Origin of the sequence: Pseudomonas sp. 1D4, from assembly GCF_001728925.1 — a bacterium.
Classification (GTDB): domain Bacteria; phylum Pseudomonadota; class Gammaproteobacteria; order Pseudomonadales; family Pseudomonadaceae; genus Metapseudomonas; species Metapseudomonas otitidis.
Map to the genome: position 1 here is coordinate 13,561 of NZ_LXJQ01000022.1, position 20,200 is coordinate 33,760.

At 66.4% G+C, this 20,200-nt stretch carries 15 protein-coding genes; 12 read left to right on the plus strand and 3 right to left on the minus strand.

Going from position 1 to position 20,200, the window contains the following annotated elements:
* The first annotated feature begins 9 nt into the window (after nucleotides 1–9).
* Complete coding sequence (locus A7D27_RS13045) at nucleotides 10–255, plus strand: hypothetical protein (protein ID WP_044409219.1); 246 nt, start codon at nucleotides 10–12, stop codon at nucleotides 253–255.
* A 793-nt stretch (nucleotides 256–1,048) separates the two neighbouring features.
* Here A7D27_RS13045 and A7D27_RS13050 read toward each other — a convergent pair.
* Nucleotides 1,049–2,143, minus strand: a complete 1,095-nt coding sequence (locus A7D27_RS13050; protein ID WP_069559135.1) for a GlxA family transcriptional regulator — start codon at nucleotides 2,141–2,143, stop codon at nucleotides 1,049–1,051.
* A gap of 417 nt (nucleotides 2,144–2,560) precedes the next feature.
* On the minus strand, nucleotides 2,561–3,937 hold the full coding sequence (locus tag A7D27_RS13055) for an L-serine ammonia-lyase (RefSeq protein ID WP_069559136.1): 1,377 nt from the start codon (nucleotides 3,935–3,937) through the stop codon (nucleotides 2,561–2,563).
* 263 nt (nucleotides 3,938–4,200) lie between these two features.
* On the opposite strand from A7D27_RS13055, the gene A7D27_RS13060 reads away from it, so the two are divergent.
* The 6 genes from A7D27_RS13060 (at nucleotide 4,201) to betI (ending at nucleotide 10,670) form a co-directional block, all read left to right on the plus strand.
* Nucleotides 4,201–5,139, plus strand: a complete 939-nt coding sequence (locus A7D27_RS13060) for a choline ABC transporter substrate-binding protein (protein WP_069565141.1) — start codon at nucleotides 4,201–4,203, stop codon at nucleotides 5,137–5,139.
* Nucleotides 5,140–5,808: 669 nt separating this feature from the next.
* Nucleotides 5,809–7,005 (plus strand): glycine betaine/L-proline ABC transporter ATP-binding protein, encoded by a 1,197-nt coding sequence (locus A7D27_RS13065; protein ID WP_069559138.1) that lies wholly within the window; start codon nucleotides 5,809–5,811, stop codon nucleotides 7,003–7,005.
* Between the two features lies 1 nt (nucleotide 7,006).
* Nucleotides 7,007–7,903: a proline/glycine betaine ABC transporter permease gene (locus A7D27_RS13070; RefSeq protein WP_069559139.1), complete on the plus strand. Its 897-nt coding sequence runs from the start codon at nucleotides 7,007–7,009 to the stop codon at nucleotides 7,901–7,903.
* A gap of 35 nt (nucleotides 7,904–7,938) precedes the next feature.
* Nucleotides 7,939–8,883, plus strand: coding sequence for a choline ABC transporter substrate-binding protein (locus A7D27_RS13075; RefSeq protein WP_069565142.1), 945 nt, complete (start codon nucleotides 7,939–7,941; stop codon nucleotides 8,881–8,883).
* A gap of 121 nt (nucleotides 8,884–9,004) precedes the next feature.
* Nucleotides 9,005–9,862, plus strand: a complete 858-nt coding sequence (locus A7D27_RS13080) for a glycine betaine ABC transporter substrate-binding protein (protein WP_069565143.1) — start codon at nucleotides 9,005–9,007, stop codon at nucleotides 9,860–9,862.
* 217 nt (nucleotides 9,863–10,079) lie between these two features.
* Nucleotides 10,080–10,670, plus strand: a complete 591-nt coding sequence (gene betI / locus A7D27_RS13085) for a transcriptional regulator BetI (protein WP_069559142.1) — start codon at nucleotides 10,080–10,082, stop codon at nucleotides 10,668–10,670.
* A gap of 91 nt (nucleotides 10,671–10,761) precedes the next feature.
* On the opposite strand, the gene A7D27_RS13090 is transcribed toward betI, so the two are convergent.
* Nucleotides 10,762–12,297, minus strand: coding sequence for a BCCT family transporter (locus A7D27_RS13090; RefSeq protein WP_069565169.1), 1,536 nt, complete (start codon nucleotides 12,295–12,297; stop codon nucleotides 10,762–10,764).
* Between the two features lie 359 nt (nucleotides 12,298–12,656).
* Between A7D27_RS13090 and betB the strand changes: the two genes are divergently transcribed.
* The 5 genes from betB (at nucleotide 12,657) to A7D27_RS13115 (ending at nucleotide 20,197) form a co-directional block, all read left to right on the plus strand.
* Nucleotides 12,657–14,129, plus strand: coding sequence for a betaine-aldehyde dehydrogenase (betB, locus tag A7D27_RS13095; protein WP_044409245.1), 1,473 nt, complete (start codon nucleotides 12,657–12,659; stop codon nucleotides 14,127–14,129).
* A 100-nt stretch (nucleotides 14,130–14,229) separates the two neighbouring features.
* A complete protein-coding gene (gene betA / locus A7D27_RS13100) occupies nucleotides 14,230–15,915 on the plus strand; it encodes a choline dehydrogenase (RefSeq protein WP_069565144.1) in 1,686 nt (561 codons plus the stop codon).
* A gap of 94 nt (nucleotides 15,916–16,009) precedes the next feature.
* Entirely contained in the window at nucleotides 16,010–17,422 is a 1,413-nt protein-coding gene (gene mdtD / locus A7D27_RS13105; RefSeq protein ID WP_069565145.1) for a multidrug transporter subunit MdtD, read from the plus strand.
* Nucleotides 17,423–17,488: 66 nt separating this feature from the next.
* On the plus strand, nucleotides 17,489–18,889 hold the full coding sequence (gene dbpA, locus A7D27_RS13110) for an ATP-dependent RNA helicase DbpA (RefSeq protein ID WP_371914817.1): 1,401 nt from the start codon (nucleotides 17,489–17,491) through the stop codon (nucleotides 18,887–18,889).
* 75 nt (nucleotides 18,890–18,964) lie between these two features.
* Entirely contained in the window at nucleotides 18,965–20,197 is a 1,233-nt protein-coding gene (locus tag A7D27_RS13115) for a diguanylate cyclase domain-containing protein (protein ID WP_069559145.1), read from the plus strand.
* Nucleotides 20,198–20,200: the final 3 nt, after the last annotated feature.

Here is a 20,200-nt window from a genome sequence, read left to right on the forward strand (position 1 = left end):
GATACCGACATGATGCATGCCGATCTGATCGACCAGGATGACTTCCGCGACCGGCTGGTTGCACTGGGCCTCAGCATTCCGCCGGGGGTGAGCGCCGAACAGGCGTGCGAACACGCCGTCAGCGGCCTCAGCCCGGAACGCGCCACTGCCCTGCGGCGGCTGGTGGAGGAACTGCTGGGCGGCAACGCCACCCTGCTGCCCCAGGTGCGCGAAGCCATCTCCCGCACACTGCTCCCGGCCCTGGTGCCGCGCTGATTGCCCCGTAACGACGAAGGGCGCCGCTGGCGCCCTTTTTCATGCCCAAGCAAAACCGTCGCCCGCCGGCACGGGGCTACGGAGTGATGGGGCATCGGCATCGTCCGCCTGGCATCGATGGGCTTCGCACAGCTCAGCCCATCCTACGTCCGCCTCCGCCACCTCCATCGCATGCGACCGTAGGATGCGGTGAGCTCGGCGAACTGCATCGCGTCCCGCCGCGCCCACAAGCCGGCACCAGCCCGTGGGAGCGGTTTCAACCGCAAAAGGCCCGGCACCCAAACCCCAGGCAAACCCACGTAGCCCGGACTTCAGTCCGGGGCTGGACAGGGTGCCCCGGTGAGGAGCCTTCGCGAGCAGAGCTCGCTCCTACGGGCGGGGTTCAGGCCGTAGGGGGGATGGCGCTTTTTCCATCCACCAATGGCGTTCGCCGGCACCCCCATGGTGGACCGATGAAGCGCGGTCCACCCTACGTCTCCGCCACCCCATCGCATGTGACCGTAGGATGCGGTGAGCTCGGCGAACCGCATCGAATCCCACCCCGCCCACAAGCCGGCACCAGCCCGTGGGAGCGGTTTCAACCGCGAAAGGTCCGGCACCCAAACCCCAGGCAAACCCACGTAGCCCGGACTTCAGTCCGGGAGTGAGCAGGGTGCGCAGGGGAAGAGCCTTCGCGAGCAGAGCTCGCTCCTGAGGGCAGGTGCTCGCCGGAGAAATTCCCGGGCTGAAGCCCGGGCTACGAGGACTACGGAGACGTTTTGGGGAACGGGGCCGCTGGGCGGCCCCGGGTGGGTTACAGGCGAACGCTGGCGAAGGTGGATTCGCTCTGCGCGCGACTGAGGGCGACGCCGGCGGTGGAGGGGCGGCGCAGGTCTTCCGGCAGCGGCACCAGGGCGACGACGTTGGCGTTCTGGCCGGCGCGCTCGTCACGCGGCGGGATGCCGAAGTACTCGCGGTAGCACTTGGAGAAGTGCGGGGTGGAGACGAAGCCGCACACCGAGGCCACTTCGATGATGGACATGGCGGTCTGCTTCAGCAGCTGACGCGCACGGATCAGACGCAGCTTGAGGTAGTAGCGCGACGGCGAGCAGTGCAGGTACTTCTGGAACAGGCGCTCGAGCTGGCGACGAGAGACGTCGACGTAGCAGGCCAGTTCGTCCAGGTCGATGGGCTCTTCGAGGTTGGCCTCCATCAGTGCGACGATTTCCTGCAGCTTCGGCTGGTTGGTGCCGAGCATGTGCTTGAGGGGCACGCGCTGGTGGTCCTGCTCGTTGCGGATGCGCTCGTAGATGAACATCTCGGAGATCGCCGCCGCCAGCTCGCGACCGTGCTCGCGACCGATGAGGTGCAGCATCATGTCCATCGGCGCGGTGCCGCCGGATGAGGTGTTGCGGTTGCGGTCGATGGAGAACAGGCGGGTGGTCACGGCAGCACGGGGGAAGGCTTCCTGCATGGCCGCCAGGCATTCCCAGTGCACGCTGCAGTCGAACCCGTCCAGCAGCCCGGCCTTGGCCAGCGCCCAGCTACCGGTGCACACGGCGCCCAGTTGGCGGCCCTGGCGGGACTGCACCTGCAGCCAGTGCAGGTGTTCGCGGGTCACGCTGTGCTGGATGTCCACCCCGCCACAGACGATCACCGCATCCAGCGCCGGGGCGTTCTCCAGGCTGGCGTCGGGGGTGATCTGCAGGCCGTCGCTGGCGCTGACCGGCTTGCCGTCCTGGCTGAGGGTGTACCAGCGGTACAGCTCCTTGCCGGAAAGCTGGTTGGCCATGCGCAGCGGCTCAACCGCCGAGGCCAGGGAGATCAGGGTGAAGTTGTCCAGCAGCAGGAAGCCGATGGTTTGGGGGACGCGGTTCTGTGGCTGGGAGCCGGTGGTGGACTGTGACATCTGCGAAACCCTCACGCTAAAACACGCTCTGAACCTTCATTGCGAGGTTCTCTTTTTATTGGTTCTGGTACGCGACTGACCCAGATGACTGCAGCCGATTCAACGCAAAGGTCATGCCTAAATTGTTCGGCCATTCAATAAAAACGCCCAGCCCCATCCAAACCCCATGCCAGCGGGGCTAGGCGAGAGCGACAGAAACATTCTGATAGCGACTGCCAGGCCGCGTGGTTCCTGGTGCCTGGGGTGTTCGGTAGCACTGCATGGGAGGGTTGCTGTCACCCCCGCTACATCCGGGAATGTGAGCCGTAACAGACAAACGACGCAAAATATGACCAGTCAGTCAGAAACCCGTACAGCACCTCTCGGGCGCGACGCACCAAAAGGTAGCGGCACGCCCGGGACCGGGGCGCGGGCGAATCAGCACTCGATGGCGCTGACGGCCAGGCCGCCGCGGGAGGTTTCCTTGTACTTGTCGTGCATGTCGGCGCCGGTGTCGCGCATGGTGCGGATCACCCGGTCGAGGGAGATGAAGTGCTCGCCATCGCCACGCAGGGCCATCTGCGCGGCGTTGATGGCCTTCACCGCGGCGATGGCGTTGCGTTCGATGCAGGGCACCTGCACCAGGCCGCCGACCGGGTCGCAGGTGAGGCCGAGGTTGTGCTCCAGGGCGATTTCGGCAGCGTTCTCCAACTGCCCCGGCGTGGCCCCGAGCACTTCGGCCAGGCCGGCGGCGGCCATGGCACAGGCGGAGCCGACCTCGCCCTGGCAACCCACTTCGGCACCGGAGATGGAGGCGTTTTTCTTGCAAAGGATGCCGACGGCGGCGGCACCCAGGAAGTACGCCACCACGTCGTCATCGGAGGCCTCGGGGTTGAAGCGCATGTAGTAGTGCAGCACGGCGGGGACGATGCCGGCGGCACCGTTGGTGGGCGCGGTGACCATGCGCCCACCGGCGGCGTTCTCTTCGTTCACCGCCAGGGCGTAGAGGTTGACCCACTCCATGGCGCTCATGGTGGAGCCGATGACGTTGGGCTTGCCCAGGTCCAGCAGGCTGCGGTGCAGGCGCGCGGCCCGGCGGCGCACGTTGAGGCCGCCGGGCAGCACGCCCTCGTGGCGCAGGCCGTTCTCCACGCACTCACGCATGGCCGCCCAGAGGCGCAGCAGTCCGCTGCGGATCGCCTCGTCGCCGCGCCAGGCGCGCTCGTTGGCCATCATCAGCTCGGACACGCGCAGGCCGTGGCGCTGACAGAGCTGCAGCAGTTCGGCGCCGCTGGAGAAGTCATAGGGCAGCGCGGTGGTGTCCTGGTCAAGGCGGCCGGAAGCGGCCTGCTCGGCGTCCACCACGAAGCCACCCCCGACGGAGTAATAGGTGTCACGGTGCAGCTCGCTGTGTTCGTCGAGGGCCACCAGGGTCATGGCATTGGGGTGGTAGGGCAGGTTCTCGTCCAGCAGGCGCATGTCCCGCGACCAGACGAAGGGCACCGGCAGGCGACCGTCCAGCAGCAGTTCGTTGCGTTCCATCAGCGTGGCGATGCGCGGGGCGATGAGCTGCGGGTCGATCTGGTCGGGCCATTCCCCCATCAGCCCCATGATCACCGCGCGATCGGTGCCGTGCCCGACGCCGGTGGCGGACAGCGAGCCGTAGAGGTTCACCTCCAGGCGGCGCACACGCTCCAGCAGGTGGCGCTCGCGCAGGGCGCCGACGAACAGCGCGGCGGCGCGCATGGGCCCGACGGTGTGGGAACTGGAAGGGCCGATACCGATCTTGAACAGGTCGAACACGCTGATGGCCACGGGACTCTCCGCTGACTGGGTTGCATCGCGCACATCATCGGCATTTCCGTGAGCGGCGAACGTCCCACACCGACTTGCTCGTGTCCGAATGCGCCGCCGGGCCGACCGGTCGGTCGAGCGAAAAACGACAGCGACGTCCTGCTTGCGACCTGCTTCGTAGAAAGCGGCGCGTCTGCGGCGCCATGATCCAGGCCCCCGCAGCGGCCAGCAGCGCATCGTTCGCCACGCGGGTTTCCCATCCGAAACACCCTGTGGATAAGACCATGAGCCCTAGAAAAACCTGGGGCCTGGCCGCAGCGCTGTGCTTTCCGCTGCTGGCCCAGGCCGCCGATCCGGAGTCCTGCTCCACCGTTCGCTTCGCCGATGTCGGCTGGACCGACATCACCGTCACCACCGCCGTGACCCGCTACGTGCTCACCGAGCTGGGCTACAACACCCAGGTCAAGCGCCTGTCCGTGCCCGACACCTACAAGGCCATGGCGGACAAGAAGATCGATGTGTTCCTCGGCAACTGGATGCCGAGCATGGAGAACGACATCGCCCCCTACCGCGAGAAAGGCAGCGTCGACACCCTGGGTGCCAACCTGGAAGGCGCCAAGTACACCCTGGCGGTGAACAAGGCGGCGTGGGACGGCGGATTGAAGGACTTTTCCGACCTGGCGCGCTTTCGCAAGGAGCTGGGCGGCAAGATCTACGGCATCGAGCCGGGCAACGACGGCAACAAGCTGATCGGCCGCATGATCAGCGAGAACGCCTTCGGCATCGGTGACTTCCAACTGGTGGAATCCAGCGAGAGCAGCATGCTGGCCCAGGTGAAGCGCGCCGAGCACCTCAAGCAGTGGGTGGTGTTCCTCGGCTGGGAGCCGCACCCGATGAACAACGCCTTCGAGATGCAGTACCTGGCCGGCGGCGACGCTTACTTCGGCCCCAACTTCGGCGGTGCCACCGTCTACACCAACACCCGCGCGGGGCTGGCCAGGGAGTGCCCGAACCTCGGGCGCCTGCTGAAGAACCTGCGCTTCTCCCTGGCCATGGAGAACCACCTGATGGGCGCGGTGCTCAACCAGAGCACCAACCGTCGCCGCGAGGCCAAGGCCTGGCTGAAGGAGAACCCCGCCGACCTGGCGCGCTGGCTCGAAGGCGTCACCACCCGCGACGGAAAACCGGCAGACCCCACCCTCCACCTGGCCGCCGAACCCTGATTGTCGGCGCGCCTTCCATTCCAGCGCAGCCCCCGGCGGCCCTGGCCTGCAGCCCACACAAGGGCTGCAGGCCAGGCACCGCGCGGGTTCCAGCGGTCGCGCGGGGCAAAAACTTTCTGTTAAGGTTTTTCGCCATTGGCGGATGTCGTCGCCCAACACGTCAGGGTCGTAAACCGACAATTGCCGGTATGCCGAGGCTATATCGTTGAGACAGCCGATTTCGTCGCTGCCACGCTCCCAGGGAGGTGCGGCAGACCGGGGCCCTCCGCCCCGGACCGAAGAACACAAAGCGGCCACGCCCTCCTGACGGGACGCGGCCCTACAAGAAATTTCGGATGTACGCGCACCTCCGGTCGAGGTGTGGAATGACCCAGGGATCGGGTCACGTAGCACTGCCAGAGGGTGTGGAAAGCGGTTTGCAACTCAGCGAAACGAAGGACAGGAACTCGAGGAATCGATCAGGCGTCCATGCCCTGCGGGGTGAGGGTGGCTGTCTGAATCCGTGGGCACCCGGTCGTCGGCTAGACGTCGCACAGCCTCCCTGCCAGGCCCTGGAACCAGTAAACCCACACAGGCAAGAACAGTCGACAGCACCTGGCGCCGCGCCCTGGATGGGAGCCCGCGAGCCCGTGTGTCCGACAAGGATGCCTACCGAAGGGGAATGATCCCATGCAGTCTGGAAAAATCGTGGTCCAGAACCTCTACAAGGTTTTCGGCCAGCAGCCACAAGAAGCCATCGACCTGCTCAAGCAAGGCTGGAGCAAGGAACGGATTCTCGCTGAACGTGGCGCGGTGATCGGCGTCAGCGACGTCTCGTTCAGCGTCGAAGAGGGCGAGATCTTCGTCCTCATGGGCCTGTCGGGCTCCGGCAAGTCCACCCTGATCCGCCTCATCAACCGTCTGATCGAACCGACCGCGGGTGACGTCTTCATCGACGGCCAGAACGTGGCCAAGCTGCCCAAGGCGCAATTGATCGACCTGCGTCGCCGCGACATGAGCATGGTGTTCCAGTCCTTCGCCCTGATGCCCTCGCGCACCGTGCTGGACAACGCCGCCTTCGGCCTGGAAGTGGCCGGCAAGAGCAAGAAGGAGCGCGAGCGTCGCGCCATGGAAGTGCTGGAGCAGGTGGGCCTGGCGCCCTTCGCCCACAAGTACCCCCACGAACTCTCCGGCGGCATGCAGCAGCGCGTGGGCCTGGCCCGCGCCCTGGCGGTGGACCCGTCGATGATCATCATGGACGAGGCCTTCTCGGCCCTCGACCCGCTCAAGCGCCGCGAGATGCAGGACGTGCTGCTGGAGCTGCAGAAGACCCATCGCCGCACCATCATCTTCGTCTCCCACGACATCGAGGAAGCCATGCGCATCGGTTCGCGCATCGGCATCATGGAAGGCGGCAAGCTGATCCAGGTCGGCACCCCGCAGGAACTGATCGAGAAGCCCGCCAACGACTACGTGCGCAATTTCTTCGACACCGTCGACACCAGCCGCTACCTCACCGCCGGCCAGCTCAAGGCCGACAGCGTCCCGCTCTACGTGCACAACGGCAAGGCACCCGATGCGTTGCAGGTGTGCCGCGAACTGCAGGCGATGGACAAGCACTACGCCTTCATCGTCGACGAGGACAACCGCTTCCGCGGCTCCATCAGCCTGGAGAAGATCGCCCTGCTGGTGGAGGACGGTCGCTCCCGCAGCCTCGAACCGGACCTGCTCAAGCAGATCGTGCCGGTGCCCGAGGACCTGCCACTGGAGCAGGTGATCGAGCGCCTGGTGGACAACGAAGGCCCCATCCCGGTCATCGACCAGGCGGGCCACTATGCCGGGGCGATCAGCAAGGGTCGCCTGCTGAGCCGGCTGCAGGGGGTGTGAGATGAGCGAGAAACTGGATCTGGGCAGTTGGGTCAACGACGTCGTCCAGCACCTGCTGGAAAACTACGGCGGCGCCTTCGAGAACCTGGGCGCGGTGGTCAGCGGCTTCTCCGAGCTGATCGAGCGCTTCCTGATGTGGCCCCCGGCCTGGCTGCTGATCGCCGTGTTCGTCGGCCTCGGACTCTGGCGCATCGGTGTGAAGTTTGCGCTGTTCACCGCCGCCTCGCTGGTGCTAATCGTGCTCACCGGCTTCTGGGAACAGACCGTGGTCACCCTCGGCCTGACCTTCTCCTCCACCCTGATCAGCCTGCTGCTGGGCATCCCGCTGGGCATCTGGGCTGCCAAGAGCGAGCGCGTGGCCATCATCATCCGGCCGATCCTCGACTTCATGCAGACCATGCCGGCGTTCGTCTACCTGATTCCCGCCGCCATGCTCTTCGGCCTCGGCCGCGTGCCGGGGATCATCGCCACGGTGATCTTCGCCATGCCCCCGGCAGTGCGCCTGACCAGCCTCGGCATCCGCCAGGTGAACAAGGAAATCGTCGAAGCAGGCCAATCCTTCGGCTGCACCAGCTGGCAACTGCTATACAAGGTGCAGCTTCCCAACGCGATGCCGTCGATCATGGCCGGGGTCAACCAGACCATCATGATGGCGCTGTCGATGGTGATCATCGCCTCGATGGTCGGTGCCGGCGGCCTGGGCAACGACGTTCTCGCCAGCATCCAGCGCCTGGACATCGGCCTGGGCTTCGAGAGCGGCATGGCCGTGGTACTGCTGGCGATCATCCTCGACCGCATCACCGAGAGTTTCGGCACCCCGCGCGCCCAGGGCCGCACCAGCCTGTTCGGCTGGCTCAGCGCTCGGGCACGACTGCAGCGCCAGGTGAAGCCGTCCTAAGAAACGCCAATCAACGAGTACCAGGGGAGTTGCTGATGAAGAACATGAAGAAGATGGCGGGCATCGGCCTGCTGACCTGTGCGCTGATGCAAGGCGCCTGGGCCGGCGAACCGGAAAGCTGCAAACAGGTACGTTTCGCGGAAATCGGCTGGGCGGACATCTCCGCCACCACCGGCGTAGCCATGGTGCTGACCGAGGGCCTGGGCTACAACCCGCGCAAGATCATGGCCTCGGTGCCGATCGCCTTCACCGGCGTGAAGAACAAGCAGATCGATGCGTTCCTGGGCTACTGGGCCCCGTCGATGGATGCGGTGATCGAGCCTTTCACCAAGGACAACGGCGTGAAGGTGCTGCCGACCGCCAACCTCGAAGGCGCCAAGTACACCCTGGCCGTACCCACCTACGCGGCCGAGGCCGGCCTGAAGAGCTTCCAGGACATCGCCAAGTTCAAAGACCAGCTGGGTGGCAAGATCTACGGCATCGAGCCGGGCAACGACGGCAACCTGCTGATCGACAGGATGATCAAGAGCAACCAGTTCGAGCTGGGCGGCTTCCGCATGGTCGAGTCCTCCGAGGCGGGCATGCTGGTGCAGGTACAACGCGCCATCAAGAAGAAGGAGCCGGTGGTCTTCCTCGGCTGGGCCCCGCACCCGATGAACACCCAGTTCGACATCACCTACCTCTCCGGTGGCGATGACGTGTTCGGCCCCGACTACGGCGCAGCCAAGGTCTACACCGTGGTACCGCCGGACTACGAGGCGCGCTGCAGCAACGTCGGCAAGCTGCTGAACAACCTGCAGTTCACCGTCGAGATGGAAAGCCAGCTGATGGAGAACATCCTGAAGAAGGAAGACCCGATGAAGGTCGCCGCCACCTGGCTCAAAGCCAACCCCGCCGCGCTCGACAAGTGGCTCGACGGCGTCACCACCTTCGACGGTCAGGACGGCGCCGCCGCCGTCAAGAAGCACCTCGGTCTCTGACTTCCCTTTCCGCCACCGTGGCTGCCCGGCCACGGTGCGCGGACTCGCCAAGCCCGCCCAAGAACGGGTTCAGGCCTCCAACGTAGCACTGCTGCCAATCCCACCTGATGGAGCAATACGTATGCGAAAGCTGAAGTCCCTGTGTCTGCAATCCGTCGGCATCGCCGCCCTGGCCCTTGGCCTCGGCACGGCCCATGCCGCTGACAAACCCACCCTGAAGATCGGCTATGTCAACGGCTGGGACGACAGCGTCGCCGCCACCCATGTTGCCGGCGAGATCCTCAAGGAGCGGCTCGGCTACAGCGTCGACCTCAAACCGGTCGAGCCCGCCATCATGTGGCAGGGCGTGGCCCGGGGTGACCTGGACGCCACCCTCTCGGCCTGGCTGCCGGCCACACACGGCGAGTACTACGAGAAGCTCAAGGACAAGGTGGTCGTCCTCGGTTCCAACTACAAAGGGGCCAAGATCGGCCTGATCGTGCCGGACTACGTCCAGGCCAGATCCATCGAAGACCTGAACACCTACAAGGCCGATTTCGACGGCAAGATCACCGGGATCGACACCGGTGCCGGCGTGATGCGCCGCACCGAAGACGCGATCAAGCAATACAACCTGGACATCAAGCTGATGCCCAGCTCCGGCCCGGCCATGGCCACCGCCCTGACCCGCGCCGAGAAGGCGCAGAAGCCCATCGTGGTGACCGGCTGGATTCCCCACTGGATGTTCGCCAAGTGGAAGTTGCGCTTCCTCGAAGACCCGAAGAAGGTCTTCGGCGATGACGAGCACGTCGACACCGTGGCCAACCCGGGCCTGGAAGCCAAGGCGGCCGATGCCACCGCCTTCCTGAAGAAATTCTCCTGGAGCGGCGAGGAAGTCGGTGCCGTGATGCTGGCCATCCGCGAAGGCGCCAAACCGGAAGACGCCGCCAAGGCCTGGATCGCCAAGAACCCGCAGCGCGTGGAGGAGTGGCTGAAGTAAGCCGCGCCACGCTCGCCCAAGCCCCCGCCGGCCCTGCCGTCGGGGGCTTTTTCATGGGCCGTGCCCCGGCGCCTGGATGCCCTGCAGGGCAAAACCGCCCCATCACCGGGCACCTCGGCCCCTACCCGCCTGCGACGACAACGCTGATTGATCAATCAATTAATTACGCCCTAGACTCCGCCTTCCCGATACCCACACAAAATGGTGGAAATCCCCGATGCCCAAGGTCGGAATGCAGCCGATCCGCCGCTCGCAACTGATCCATGCCACCCTCGAGGCCGTCGACAAGGTCGGCATGGCCGACGCCAGCATCGCCTACATCGCGCGCCTCGCCGGCGTCTCCAACGGCATCATCAGCCACTACTTCAAGGACAAGAACGGCCTGCTCGAGGCCACCATGCGCCACCTGATGCAGGCGCTCAGCACCGCAGTGCGCGAGCGCCGCGCCGCCTTGGTGGACGGCAGCCCACGCGCCCACCTGCGGGCCATCATCGAAGGCAACTTCGACGACAGCCAGGTCAACGGCCCGGCCATGAAGACCTGGCTGGCCTTCTGGGCCGCCAGCATGCACCACCCCTCCCTGCGCCGCCTGCAGCGGGTCAACGATCACCGCCTCTACTCCAACCTCTGCTGCGAGCTGCGCAGGGTGCTGGACGTCCAGACCGCTCGCGCGGCCGCCCGCGGCCTGGCAGCACTGATCGACGGACTGTGGCTGCGCAGTGCCCTCTCCGGCGAAGCCGACACCCGGCAGTCCCTGCACATCGCCTACGACTACCTGGACCAGCAACTGGCCAAGGCCGCTCGCTGATCCGTGGTGCTCCGTCCCCCATCGACACGCCACCCGCCTGAAACGAAAACGCCCCGGGGTTTCCCCCAGGGCGTTTTGCATGGCAGGCCGATCAGACCGGGCCGGGCACCGATACCGGCGAGCGGCGTTCCAGCGACTCGCCGTCAAGGTCGGCGCGCATCGCCTTGAGCAAGGCGAACATGTACAGCAGCAGCACCACCGAGAACGGCAGCCCCGCCAGCACCACCACCGTCTGCATGGCGGTGAAGTTGCCGGCGAACAGCAGGCCGATGGTCACCAGGGTGATCACCACGGACCAGAAGATGCGCAGCCAGTTCGGCGCGTCCTCGTCCAGCTCGCCACCCTTGCGGGACAGGTTGGCCAGCATCACCGAGCCGGAGTCGGCCGGGGTGAGGAACAGCACGAAGCCCACGCAGATGGACAGGCCGATCACCACCTTGGCCATCGGGTAATGCTCCAGCAGCAGGTAGATGGACATGGACGGCTGCTCCAGCGCGGCCTTGCCCAGCTCCACGGCGTTCTGCTGCATCACCAGGTCCAGCGCGCTGTTGCCGAACACCGACAGCCAGGCCAGGGTGAAGCCCAGCGGGATCAGCATTACGCCGCACACCAGCTCACGGGCAGTACGCCCACGGGAGATACGGGCGATGAACATGCCGACGAAGGGCGCCCAGGAAATCCACCAGGCCCAGTAGAACAGGGTCCACAGGCCCATCCAGGCTTCGCTCTTGCCGCTCTGGCCGGTGTAGACATAGAGGTCGAAGGTCTTCAGCACCAGGCCGTTGAGGTAGTCGCCCAGGTTCTGCACCAGGCTGTTGAGCAGGTGCAGGGTATTGCCCGCCAACAGCACGAACAGCAGCAGGCCGCTGAACAGGATGATGTTGAGGTTGGACAGCCGGCGGATGCCCTTCTCGATGCCCGACACGGCAGCCAGGGTCGCCACCAGGCTCATCACCAGGATCACCGCCAGCAACGCGGTCTGGCTGTGGGGGTAGCCGAACAGGTACTCCAGGCCGGAGGAGACCTGCAGCGAGCCGATGCCCAGGTTGGTCACCAGGCCCAGCAGGGTGACGAAGATGCCGAAGCAGTCCACCGCATTGCCCACCGACCCCTTCATCAGGCGCTCGCCGAACAGCGGGTAGAGCGCCGAGCGCAACGCCAGCGGCTGATTGTGGCGGTAGGCGAAGTAGCCGACCGCCAGGCCCACCAGCGCATAGATCGCCCAACCGTGCACGCCCCAATGGAGGAAGGTCAGTTGCAACGCCTGGCGCGCGGCGTGCTGGGTGCCCGCCTCGCCTTCCGGCGGGTTGTAGAGGTGGTCCAGCGGTTCGGACGCCGCGAAGTACAGCAGCGAGATGCCGATGCCCGAGGAGAACAGCATCCCCGCCCAGGCGCCGTAGCTGAAGTCGGGACGCTCGCCGTCCGCCCCCAGGCGCAGGTTGCCGTAGCGGGAGAAGGCCACGTAGAGCACGAAGAACAGGTAGGCACCGATCGCCAGCATGTAGTACCAGCCGAAGCTGCGGGACAGCCAGGCCTGGGCCTTGCCGAGCCAGAGGCCGGCCTGTTCGGGGAAGAGGATCAGCACGAGGGTGAGCAGCAGGATCGACGCCGTCGATCCGAAGAACACCACGGGATTCAGCCGCGGCTGCACACCGTGGCCGGGGTGGGAAGAGGCGGTACTCATGGACAGCAGAGCTCCAAGGCAGTTAAGGCACGCGCCTGTCGGCGCAACCACAGACCCGCGCCGCCCTGCCCGACCCGCTCATGAACCCCGGCGAAGCCTCTGCATTGCGGCCTGGACAGGGTGCGGCGAACTGCCGCACATCGGTCCATGCCGCGCAGCTTATTCTTTGTTGTTTGAACGTTCAATAAAAATAAAGTAGGCTCGTTTTCACCCTGATCGGGCGGCCTTTTGCCGTCCTGGAATCACGAGAAAGGGGCGAAAGGCCCCCCGCCTGCGTAACGAGACCTGAGAGGACGATCCCCATGGCCCGATTCGAAGAACAGAAGCTCTACATCGGCGGTCGCTACGTCGAAGCCACCAGCGGCGCCACCTTCGAAACCATCAACCCCGCCAATGGCGAAGTCCTGGCCAACGTCCAGCGCGCCAGCAAGGACGACGTCGAGCGCGCCGTCGCCAGTGCCGTCGAGGGCCAGAAGGTCTGGGCCGCCATGACCGCCATGCAGCGTTCGCGCATCCTGCGCCGTGCCGTGGACATCCTGCGCGAGCGCAACGATGAGCTGGCCGCGCTGGAAACCCTCGACACCGGCAAGCCACTGGCCGAGACCCAGGCAGTGGACATCGTCACCGGCGCCGACGTGATCGAGTACTACGCCGGCCTGATCCCCGCCCTGGAAGGCGAGCAGATCCCCCTGCGCGAAACCAGCTTCGTCTACACCCGCCGCGAGCCGCTCGGCGTGGTCGCCGGCATCGGCGCCTGGAACTACCCGATCCAGATCGCCATGTGGAAATCCGCCCCGGCCCTGGCCGCCGGCAACGCCATGATCTTCAAGCCCAGCGAAGTCACCCCGCTGACCGCCCTCAAGCTGGCCGAGATCTACACCGAAGCCGGCGTGCCGGATGGCGTGTTCAACGTCCTCACCGGCAGCGGCCGTGAAGTCGGCCAGTGGCTGACCGAGCACCCGCTGATCGAGAAGATTTCCTTCACCGGCGGCACCTCCACCGGCAAGAAGGTCATGGCCAGCGCCTCCAGCTCCTCGCTGAAGGAAGTGACCATGGAACTGGGCGGCAAGTCGCCGCTGATCATCTTCGACGACGCCGACCTTGACCGCGCCGCCGACATCGCCGTCATGGCCAACTTCTTCAGCTCCGGCCAGGTCTGCACCAACGGCACCCGCGTGTTCGTGCCCAAATCCCTGGCTGCAGCCTTCGAAGCCAAGGTGGTCGAGCGCGTCAAGCGCATCCGCCTGGGCAACCCGGAGCAGGCCAGCACCAACTTCGGCCCGCTGACCAGCTTCGCCCACATGGAAAGCGTGCTCGGCTACATCGAGGCCGGCCGCAAGGAAGGCGCACGCCTGGTGATCGGCGGTGAGCGTGTGACCGAAGGCGAGTTCGCCAAGGGCGCCTATGTGGCCGCCACCGTGTTCGCCGACTGCACCGACGACATGACCATAGTCCGCGAGGAAATCTTCGGCCCGGTGATGAGCATCCTCACCTACGAAACCGAAGACGAAGTGATCCGCCGCGCCAACGACACCGACTACGGCCTGGCCGCCGGCGTCGTCACCCGCGACCTGGCCCGCGCCCACCGTGTGATCCACAAGCTGGAAGCCGGCATCTGCTGGATCAACACCTGGGGCGAATCCCCCGCCGAGATGCCGGTGGGTGGCTACAAGCAATCCGGCGTCGGCCGCGAGAACGGCATCACCACCCTGGCCCACTACACCCGCATCAAGTCCGTGCAGGTGGAGCTCGGCGACTACGCCTCGGTGTTCTGACCCAGCCCCCGCAAGCCTCAAGCGACTCGGCTGCAAGCCCGCGCGCCGCACACGGTGCGGCCCGGCGCTTGCAGCCCGCAGCCCATCCGGAGGATGACCCATGGAATTCGACTACATCATCGTCGGTGCCGGCTCGGCCGGTAACGTACTGGCTACCCGCCTGACCGAAGACGCCGACGTCAGCGTCCTGCTGCTGGAAGCCGGTGGCCCCGACTACCGCTTCGACTTCCGCACCCAGATGCCCGCCGCCCTCGCCTACCCGCTGCAGGGCCGCCGCTACAACTGGGCCTACGAGACCGACCCCGAGCCCTACATGAACAACCGCCGCATGGAATGCGGGCGCGGCAAGGGCCTGGGTGGCTCCTCGCTGATCAACGGCATGTGCTACATCCGCGGCAACGCCCTGGATTTCGACACCTGGGCCAAGGCCCCGGGCCTGGAAGACTGGACCTACCTCGACTGCCTGCCCTACTTCCGCAAGGCCGAGACCCGCGACATCGGCCCCAACGACTACCACGGCGGCGACGGCCCGGTGAGCGTCACCACGCCGAAGAACGGCAACAACCCGCTGTTCCACGCCATGGTCGAGGCCGGCGTACAGGCCGGCTACCCGCGTACCGATGACCTCAACGGCTACCAGCAGGAAGGCTTCGGCCCCATGGACCGCACCGTCACCCCGAAAGGCCGCCGTGCCGCTACCGGCCGTGGCTACCTGGACCAGGCGCGCAACCGCCCGAACCTGACCATCGTCACCCACGCCCTGACCGACCGCGTGCTGTTCAGCGGCAAGCGCGCCATCGGCGTTGACTACCTCAAGGGCGACAGCGACCAGCGCATCACCGCCCACGCCCGCCGTGAAGTGATCGTCTGCAGCGGCGCCATCGCCTCGCCGCAACTGCTGCAACGCTCCGGCGTCGGCCCCAGCAACCTGCTGCGCAGCCTCGACATCCCGGTTGTCCACGACCTGCCCGGCGTCGGCGCCAACCTGCAGGACCACCTCGAGCTGTACCTGCAGTACGCCTGCAAGGAGCCGGTCTCCATCTACCCGGCCACCAAGTGGTGGAACCAGCCGGCCATCGGTGCCGAGTGGCTGTTCCTCGGCAAGGGCCTGGGCGCCAGCAACCAGTTCGAGGCCGGTGGCTTCATCCGCACCCGCCCCGAGTTCGCCTGGCCCAACATCCAGTACCACTTCCTGCCGGTGGCGATTAACTACAACGGCAGCAAGGGCGTGCAGGAGCACGGCTTCCAGGCGCACATGGGCTCCATGCGCTCGCCGAGCCGCGGTCGTATCCATGTGAAGTCCCGCGACCCGCGCCAGCACCCGAGCATCCTGTTCAACTACATGTCCCACGAGCAGGACTGGCAGGAGTTCCGCGACGGCATCCGCATCACCCGCGAAATCATGGCCCAGCCGGCCCTCGACCCCTATCGCGGTCGCGAGCTGAGCCCGGGCGCGGACAAGCAGACCGATGCCGAGCTGGACGAATTCATCCGCAACCATGCCGAAACCGCGTTCCACCCCTCCTGCTCCTGCAAGATGGGCACCGACGACATGGCGGTGGTGGATGGCCAGGGCCGCGTACACGGTATGGAAGGCCTGAGGGTGGTGGACGCGTCGATCATGCCGGAGATCATCACCGGCAACCTCAACGCCACCACCATCATGATGGCCGAGAAGATCGCCGACAAAATCCGTGGCCGCCAACCGCTGCCACGCAGCACCGCTGCGTACTACGTGGCCGGTGACGCCCCCGTGCGCACCGAGCCGCAGCGCAAGGCGAGCTGACCCGACGCCCGCCACGGCGCAGCCGTGGCGGGCAACGGATGACAGCGCTCTCCTGCCAGCCTAAAGTCCCCGGGTCATCCTCTCGAGGATTCCCATGCCCGCCTCACCACCGCTCGATTCCCGCACCGCCCGCCTGCTGCCCTGGCTCGTGGCCATCGCCTTCTTCATGCAGGCCCTGGACGGCACCATCCTCAACACCGCCCTGCCCACCATGGCCCGCGACCTCGCCGAAGACCCGCTGCGCATGCAGTCGGTGGTGATCGCCTACATGCTCACCGTGGCCCTGCTGATCCCCGCCTCCGGCTGGCTGGCGGACCGCTTCGGCACCCGTCAGGTGTTCCTCGGGGCGGTGCTGCTGTTCACCCTCGGCTCGTTGTCCTGCGCCCTCTCCAACACCCTCGGCCAACTGGTGGTGGCGCGGGTGGTGCAAGGCCTGGGCGGCGCCCTGATGATGCCCGTGGGCCGGCTGATGGTGCTGCGCAGCTACCCGCGCACCGAGCTGGTGCGGATCATGAGCTTCGTCACCCTGCCCGGCCTGCTCGGCCCACTGATAGGCCCGACCCTTGGCGGCTGGCTGGTGGAATACGCCACCTGGCACTGGATCTTCCTCATCAACCTGCCGGTGGGCCTGCTCGGCGCCTACGCCGCCGGGCGCTTTCTGCCGGACCTGCGCAGCAGCGGCCCGGTGCGCCTGGACCTGCGCGGCTTCCTGCTGTTCGGCACGGCGATGGTGCTGATCACCATCGCCCTGGAAGGCCTGGGCGAACTGCACCTGCCCCACGTGCGGGTGATGCTCCTGCTGTTCGCCGGCATCGCCTGCCTGGCGGCCTACTGGCTGCACGCCATGCAGATCGAGCGGCCGCTGTTCCCACCCTCGCTGTTCCGCACCCGCACCTTCGCCGCCGGCATCCTCGGCAACCTGTTCTCGCGCCTGGGCAGCGGCGCCCTGCCGTTCCTCACCCCGCTACTGCTGCAGGTGGCGCTGGGCTTCGGCCCGGCCCAGGCGGGCATGACGCTGATCCCCCTGGCGCTCTCGGCCATGCTCGCCAAACCCCTGGCCAAGCCACTGCTGGACCGCCTCGGCTACCGCCGCCTGCTGCTGGGCAACACCGCCCTGCTTGGCGGCCTGATCGCCAGCCTGGCCCTGGTAGACGCCAGCACGCCCTACCCGCTGCTGCTGGCCCAGCTCGCTGCCCTCGGTGCAGTCAACTCGATGCAGTTCACCGCCATGAACACCGTGACCCTGCTGGACCTCGACGACCAGCAGGCCAGCAGCGGCAACAGCCTGCTCTCGGTGGTGATGCAACTGTCCATGGGCCTCGGCGTTGCCGTGGCCGCCGCGTTGCTCGGCGGCTTCGGCAAGCCCGACGCCCAGAGCGTGCTGGAAGCCTTCCAGGCCACCTACCTGTGCGTCGGCGTGCTGACCCTGATGGCGGCGGCGATCTTCCTGCAACTGCCCGCCGACAGTGGCCGCGTCGTCCGCCCGGTGGACGACGGCGGCCACTGAAACCCCGCCGCCGGTCGCCAACGGCCGGCGGTGATGACTCTTCATCCTGCTAAACTGCGCGCCCAGATGACCCACCAGGCCCCCTCCGTGAGCACCCTACCCTTCAGCAGTCTTCCCCTGTCCGCCGCCATGCAGGCCAACCTCGAGGCCCTCGGCTACCGGGAGACAACGCCCATCCAGGCCCTCGGTCTGCCCGTGATCCTCCAGGGCCGTGACCTGATCGCCCAGGCAAAGACCGGCAGCGGCAAGACCGCCACCTTCGGCATCGGCCTGCTGGAAGGGCTCAACCCGCGCTTCTTCGGCTGCCAGGCCCTGGTGCTATGCCCCACCCGCGAACTGGCCGACCAGGTGGCCAAGGAACTGCGCCGGCTGGCCCGTGCGGCAGACAACATCAAGATCCTCACCCTGTGCGGCGGCATGCCGCTGGGCCCGCAGATCGGCTCCCTGGAGCACGGCGCGCACATCGTCGTCGGCACACCGGGCCGTGTGCTGGAGCACCTTCGCCGGGCCAGCCTGGTGCTCGACGGCCTGCGCACCCTGGTGCTGGACGAGGCCGACCGCATGCTCGACATGGGCTTCATCGAAGCCATCGAGGAAGTCGTCAGCCTGGCCCCGGCCAAGCGCCAGACCCTGCTGTTTTCCGCCACCTACCCCGATGGCATCGGCCGATTGGCCTCGCGCTTCCTGCGTGACCCGCAGCGGGTCGAAGTGGAGTCGCGGCACGACGACCAGCAGATCGAGCAGCGCTTCTACGAGATCGACCCGCGCCAGCGCTTCGAAGCCGTGGCCCACCTGCTCATGCACGTGCGCCCGCAGTCCTGCATCGCCTTCTGCCAGACCCGGCAGCAGTGCCAGGAGCTGGTGGCACACCTGCAGTCCCTGCGTATTTCGGCACAGAGCCTGCACGGCGAAATGGAGCAGCGCGACCGCGACCAGGTGCTGACCCTGTTCGCCAATCGCAGCCTCTGCGTGCTGGTGGCCACCGACGTCGCCGCCCGTGGCCTGGACATTGCCGGGCTGGAAGCGGTGATCAACGTCGAGCTGTCCCGCGATGCCGAAGTGCACATCCACCGCGTCGGCCGCAGCGGCCGTGCCGGGGAGAAGGGCCTGGCCCTGAGCCTGGTGGCCCCGGCCGAGGCCAGCCGAGCGTCGGCCATCGAAGCCCTGCAGCAGGCGCCGCTGAACTGGCAGCGCCTGGATGAATTAGTGGTGAAGAATCGCGAGCCGCTTCTGCCACCTATGGCTACGCTGTGTATCAGTGGAGGGCGCAAGGACAAGGTTCGCCCTGGGGATATCCTCGGCGCACTCACCGGCGAGGCTGGAATTCCCGGCACGCAGGTGGGCAAGATAGCCATCTTCGACTTCCAGGCCTTCGTGGCCGTGGACAGGAGCATTGCCCGCCAGGCACTCCAGCGTCTTGCGGAAGGCCGGATCAAGGGGCGTGTCTTCAAGGTGCGCCTCCTCTAGCGACACCCCGGAACGGATCGATCGAAACACAGCGCTGGCGACAACGTGCCTGTCGTCGAGGCAATGGAGCAAGTAGTGCGCAACATTCTGGTCATCGAAGACAGCCCGCTGGTCCTTAAGATCCTGGAGCACCTGTTCCGCCAGGAGCCGGACCTGCAGCCGCTGTTCTGCGCCAGCATGGGCGAGGCCGAAGTGCTGCTGGAAACCTCGGCCGCGCTGTTCTTCGCCGCCATCGTCGACCTCAACCTGCCGGATGCCCCGGACGGCGAGGTGGTCGATCTGGTGCTGCGCCATGCCGTGCCCTGCATCGTCCTCACCGGCTCCTACGACGAGCAACGCCGCGACAACCTGCTGCTCAAGGGCGTGGTGGACTACGTGCTCAAGGAAAGTCAGCACTCCTACGAGTACGCCTTCCGCCTGCTGCACCGCCTGGAGCGCAACCGCGGGGTGAAGATCCTGGTGGCCGAGGATTCCGACGCCACCCGCAAGTTCGTCCGCCGGGTGCTGACACCCCACCAGTACCAGGTGATCGAAGCCTGCGACGGCGACGAGGCCTTGCGCATCCTCCAGGAGCAGACCGACATCGACCTGCTGCTGGTTGACCACGGCATGCCCGGTATCAGCGGCTTCGAGCTGGTGAAGACCCTGCGCCAGAAGATGCGCCGCAACGAGTTGATCATCCTCGGCCTGTCGGCCGACGCAAAGGGCTCGCTCAGCGCCATGTTCATCAAGCACGGTGCCGATGACTTCCTGCGCAAGCCCTTCTGCACCGAGGAGCTGAACTGCCGGGTGATGTTCAGCCTGGAGCGCCGCGACATGCTCAAGGCCCTGCGCCAGGCCGCGCTGTACGACTCGCTCACCGAGCTGTTCAACCGCCGTGCGTTCTACGAGCAGTGCGCCGAACGCCTGCAGCAGGCCCGGCGCAACAGCCAGCCGATCAGCGTGGCGATGATCGATCTGGACTTCTTCAAGCGCATCAACGACGACTACGGCCACGCCAGCGGCGACACCGCCCTGGTGATGTTCGCCAAGGTGTTCCGCCACAGCTTCCCCGATGCCGTGCTGGGCCGCCTGGGCGGCGAGGAGTTCGCCCTGCTCAGCGACGCCGACGGCGTGACCGTTCAGGCGACGCTGGACCAGTTGCGGCGCAATTGCGCACGGCTGCGCTATGCCGATGAGGCACCGCCGCTGTCGTTCAGCGCAGGGGTCTACCACGGCGAGCCGGAGGAGTTGGAAGCCCTGCTGCAGAAAGCCGACCAGCGCCTCTACGAAGCCAAGAGCCAGGGGCGCGGGCGCACCCTGCTCTGACGC